Origin of the sequence: Microbacterium sp. NPDC089698 (genome assembly GCF_044749045.1) — a bacterium.
Taxonomy (GTDB): domain Bacteria; phylum Actinomycetota; class Actinomycetes; order Actinomycetales; family Microbacteriaceae; genus Microbacterium.
Map to the genome: position 1 here is coordinate 1 of NZ_JBIVHE010000011.1, position 5,517 is coordinate 5,517.

At 54.8% G+C, this 5,517-nt stretch carries 3 rRNA genes; all 3 read left to right on the forward strand.

Annotation, left to right across the window (positions count from 1 at the left end):
- Window positions 1-214 precede the first annotated feature (214 nt).
- The 3 genes from ACIPY5_RS20115 (at window position 215) to rrf (ending at window position 5,473) form a co-directional block, all read left to right on the forward strand.
- Window positions 215-1,739: ribosomal RNA gene (locus ACIPY5_RS20115) — 16S ribosomal RNA — on the forward strand.
- Between the two features lie 406 nt (window positions 1,740-2,145).
- Window positions 2,146-5,249 (forward strand): 23S ribosomal RNA (locus ACIPY5_RS20120).
- A gap of 107 nt (window positions 5,250-5,356) precedes the next feature.
- Window positions 5,357-5,473, forward strand: a 5S ribosomal RNA gene (gene rrf, locus ACIPY5_RS20125).
- Together the 16S, 23S and 5S rRNA genes form the textbook arrangement of a ribosomal RNA operon.
- Window positions 5,474-5,517 lie beyond the last annotated feature (44 nt).

Genomic DNA, 5,517 nt, shown 5'->3' on the forward strand with positions numbered 1-5,517 from the left:
AGGAGCATCCGATCCTTGAGAACTCAACAGCGTGCACTTGTCAAATGCCAATTTATTCCTCGTCCAGCTTTCGGGCTGGTTGAGAAATTCCTTTGGATCAAAGACCAACTCCTTTTGGGGTTGGCATTCGGATGAAGTCAGCAATGATGTCATCTCTTTGGTCAGTTTCAAACTCGCTGGTGCCTGGTTTTCCCCGGGTGTCCAGTATTTTTCTTTTACGGAGAGTTTGATCCTGGCTCAGGATGAACGCTGGCGGCGTGCTTAACACATGCAAGTCGAACGATGAACCCGAAGCTTGCTTTGGGGGATTAGTGGCGAACGGGTGAGTAACACGTGAGCAACCTGCCCCTCACTCTGGGATAAGCGCTGGAAACGGCGTCTAATACTGGATACGAGTCGCAACCGCATGGTTAGCGATTGGAAAGATTTTTTGGTGGGGGATGGGCTCGCGGCCTATCAGCTTGTTGGTGAGGTAATGGCTCACCAAGGCGTCGACGGGTAGCCGGCCTGAGAGGGTGACCGGCCACACTGGGACTGAGACACGGCCCAGACTCCTACGGGAGGCAGCAGTGGGGAATATTGCACAATGGGCGGAAGCCTGATGCAGCAACGCCGCGTGAGGGATGACGGCCTTCGGGTTGTAAACCTCTTTTAGCAGGGAAGAAGCGAAAGTGACGGTACCTGCAGAAAAAGCACCGGCTAACTACGTGCCAGCAGCCGCGGTAATACGTAGGGTGCAAGCGTTATCCGGAATTATTGGGCGTAAAGAGCTCGTAGGCGGTTTGTCGCGTCTGCTGTGAAATCCCGAGGCTCAACCTCGGGCCTGCAGTGGGTACGGGCAGACTAGAGTGCGGTAGGGGAGATTGGAATTCCTGGTGTAGCGGTGGAATGCGCAGATATCAGGAGGAACACCGATGGCGAAGGCAGATCTCTGGGCCGTAACTGACGCTGAGGAGCGAAAGGGTGGGGAGCAAACAGGCTTAGATACCCTGGTAGTCCACCCCGTAAACGTTGGGAACTAGTTGTGGGGTCCTTTCCACGGATTCCGTGACGCAGCTAACGCATTAAGTTCCCCGCCTGGGGAGTACGGCCGCAAGGCTAAAACTCAAAGGAATTGACGGGGACCCGCACAAGCGGCGGAGCATGCGGATTAATTCGATGCAACGCGAAGAACCTTACCAAGGCTTGACATACACGAGAACGGGCCAGAAATGGTCAACTCTTTGGACACTCGTGAACAGGTGGTGCATGGTTGTCGTCAGCTCGTGTCGTGAGATGTTGGGTTAAGTCCCGCAACGAGCGCAACCCTCGTTCTATGTTGCCAGCACGTAATGGTGGGAACTCATGGGATACTGCCGGGGTCAACTCGGAGGAAGGTGGGGATGACGTCAAATCATCATGCCCCTTATGTCTTGGGCTTCACGCATGCTACAATGGCCGGTACAAAGGGCTGCAATACCGTGAGGTGGAGCGAATCCCAAAAAGCCGGTCCCAGTTCGGATTGAGGTCTGCAACTCGACCTCATGAAGTCGGAGTCGCTAGTAATCGCAGATCAGCAACGCTGCGGTGAATACGTTCCCGGGTCTTGTACACACCGCCCGTCAAGTCATGAAAGTCGGTAACACCTGAAGCCGGTGGCCTAACCCTTGTGGAGGGAGCCGTCGAAGGTGGGATCGGTAATTAGGACTAAGTCGTAACAAGGTAGCCGTACCGGAAGGTGCGGCTGGATCACCTCCTTTCTAAGGAGCATCTGACTCTTCGGAGTCCAGAACCCAGATCGAAGGCACACGTTCTTCGCTGGGAGCTCATGGGTGGAACATTTGACATGGCTCTTGTTGAGTCTTCTGGTTTTAGTACGCCGCTTGCGGTGGGAACGGACTGGGGGATGAGGTGGGGGCCTGCACGCTGTTGGGTCCTGAGGGACCGGGTGTGATTCTTCGGGATCGCAGCTGTTCCTCGGGCTTGTCGTCGCCAACGTTGTTGGTGGGGATGAGCACCGCCCGTACTTTGAGAACTACACAGTGGACGCGAGCATCTTCGAGATGATCCTTCGGGATTGTTTCGGTTAGATGATCTTAAAGATCATTAGTCAATTTCATGCCGGGCCCTTTGGGTCTGGCACCGATTCTTGATGAACTCATGTGATTTCAAGTCTTTAAGAGCAAACGGTGGATGCCTTGGCATCTGGAGCCGAAGAAGGACGTAGCAATCTGCGATAAGCCTCGGGGAACTGATAAGCGAGTTTTGATCCGAGGGTGTCCGAATGGGGAAACCCCGCTGGGCGGCGTGCCGACCTAGTGACTCCCGCCTGAATATATAGGGCGGGTAGAGGGAACGTGGGGAAGTGAAACATCTCAGTACCCACAGGAAGAGAAAACAACATGTGATTCCGTGAGTAGTGGCGAGCGAAAGCGGATGAGGCTAAACCGGGTGTGTGTGATAGCCGGCAGGCGTTGCATGCTCGGGGTTGCGGGACTTTTCTGATTGTTCTGCCGAACTTTCAGCGTTACAAGCAGGTATAGACGAACGGTTTTGAATGGCCGGTCATAGAGGGTGCGAACCCCGTAGTCGAAATGCCTGGCTTGGCGTGAAGAGTATCCCAAGTAGCACGGGGCCCGAGAAATCCCGTGTGAATCTGTCAGGACCACCTGATAAGCCTAAATACTCCCAGATGACCGATAGCGGACAAGTACCGTGAGGGAAAGGTGAAAAGTACCCCGGGAGGGGAGTGAAATAGTACCTGAAACCGTTTGCTTACAAACCGTTGGAGCCTCCTTAGTAGGGGTGACAGCGTGCCTTTTGAAGAATGAGCCTGCGAGTTAGCGATACGTGGCGAGGTTAACCCGTGTGGGGTAGCCGTAGCGAAAGCGAGTCTGAATAGGGCGATTCAGTCGCGTGTCCTAGACCCGAAGCGAAGTGATCTATCCATGGCCAGGCTGAAGCGACGGTAAGACGTCGTGGAGGGCCGAACCCACTTAGGTTGAAAACTGAGGGGATGAGCTGTGGATAGGGGTGAAAGGCCAATCAAACTTCGTGATAGCTGGTTCTCTCCGAAATGCATTTAGGTGCAGCGTTGCGTGTTTCTTGCCGGAGGTAGAGCTACTGGATGGCCGATGGGCCCTACAAGGTTACTGACGTCAGCCAAACTCCGAATGCCGGTAAGTGAGAGCGCAGCAGTGAGACTGTGGGGGATAAGCTTCATAGTCGAGAGGGAAACAACCCAGACCACCAACTAAGGTCCCTAAGCGCGTGCTAAGTGGGAAAGGATGTGGAGTTGCTGTGACAACCAGGAGGTTGGCTTAGAAGCAGCCACCCTTGAAAGAGTGCGTAATAGCTCACTGGTCAAGTGATTCCGCGCCGACAATGTAACGGGGCTCAAGCACGCCACCGAAGTTGTGGCATTGACATTTATGGTAGGCCTTCGTGGTCCAGCCGTGTTGATGGGTAGGAGAGCGTCGTGTGGCGAGTGAAGCGGCGGAGTGATCCAGCCGTGGACGCTACACGAGTGAGAATGCAGGCATGAGTAGCGAAAGACGTGTGAGAAACACGTCCTCCGGAAGACCAAGGGTTCCAGGGTCAAGCTAATCTTCCCTGGGTAAGTCGGGACCTAAGGCGAGGCCGACAGGCGTAGTCGATGGACAACGGGTTGATATTCCCGTACCGGCGAAGAACCGCCCAAGCTAATCCAGTAGTGCTAAGTATCTGAATCCCCATGACCGGATCCTTCGGGTGATGGCTTGGGGCCTAGCGTACGACCCCATTCTGGTGCGGCTAGCGTATTAACAGGTGTGACGCAGGAAGGTAGCCCAAGCCAGGCGATGGTTGTCCTGGTGCAAGTGCGTAGGCCGAGAGATAGGCAAATCCGTCTCTCATTGAGGCTGAGACACGATGCGGATAAAAAGTGGGTGATCCTATGCTGCCGAGAAAAGCATCGACGCGAGGTTCTAGCCGCCCGTACCCCAAACCGACTCAGGTGGTCAGGTAGAGAATACCAAGGAGATCGAGAGAATCGTGGTTAAGGAACTCGGCAAAATGCCCCCGTAACTTCGGGAGAAGGGGGGCCACCCGCTTATACGGATTTACTCCGGAAAGGGTGTGGTGGCCGCAGAGACTAGTGGGTAGCGACTGTTTACTAAAAACACAGGTCCGTGCCAAGTCGCAAGACGATGTATACGGACTGACGCCTGCCCGGTGCTGGAAGGTTAAGAGGACGGGTTAGCTTCGGCGAAGCTCAGAATTTAAGCCCCAGTAAACGGCGGTGGTAACTATAACCATCCTAAGGTAGCGAAATTCCTTGTCGGGTAAGTTCCGACCTGCACGAATGGCGTAACGACTTCCCAACTGTCTCAACCGCGAACTCGGCGAAATTGCATTACGAGTAAAGATGCTCGTTACGCGCAGCAGGACGGAAAGACCCCGTGACCTTTACTACAGCTTGGTATTGGTGTTCGGTGTGGCTTGTGTAGGATAGGTGGGAGACTTTGAAGCGGTGACGCCAGTTACCGTGGAGTCATTGTTGAAATACCACTCTGGTCACTCTGGATATCTAACTTCGAACCGTGATCCGGTTCAGGGACAGTGCCTGGTGGGTAGTTTAACTGGGGCGGTTGCCTCCCAAAAAGTAACGGAGGCGCCCAAAGGTTCCCTCAACCTGGTTGGCAATCAGGTGTCGAGTGTAAGTGCACAAGGGAGCTTGACTGTGAGACTGACAGGTCGAGCAGGGACGAAAGTCGGGACTAGTGATCCGGCAGTGGCTTGTGGAAGCGCTGTCGCTCAACGGATAAAAGGTACCTCGGGGATAACAGGCTGATCTTGCCCAAGAGTCCATATCGACGGCATGGTTTGGCACCTCGATGTCGGCTCGTCGCATCCTGGGGCTGGAGTAGGTCCCAAGGGTTGGGCTGTTCGCCCATTAAAGCGGTACGCGAGCTGGGTTTAGAACGTCGTGAGACAGTTCGGTCCCTATCCGCTGCGCGCGTAGGAAGTTTGAGAGGATCTGACCCTAGTACGAGAGGACCGGGTTGGACGAACCTCTGGTGTGCCAGTTGTTCCGCCAGGAGCACCGCTGGTTAGCTACGTTCGGGATGGATAACCGCTGAAAGCATCTAAGCGGGAAGCCGGCCTCAAGATGAGACTTCCATACCTTCGGGTGAGAGGCTCCCAGCCAGACTACTGGGTTGATAGGCCAGATGTGGAAGCGTGGCAACACGTGCAGCTGACTGGTACTAATAAGCCGATGACTTGATAACACACCGTTCTTGGTGCTTGCGTCCACTTTGTGGTTCTCGACGTACGGTCGAAACCGCGAACACAACAAACATTACGTTTGTGCTTGTTCGAGACACGTCAATAGTGTTTCGGCGGCCATAGCGTGAGGGAAACGCCCGGTCACATTCCGAACCCGGAAGCTAAGCCTCACAGCGCCGATGGTACTGCAGGGGGGACCCTGTGGGAGAGTAGGACACCGCCGGACTTCCTTTAACAGAAAGGCCACCCAACGCAGGGTGGCCTTTCTGC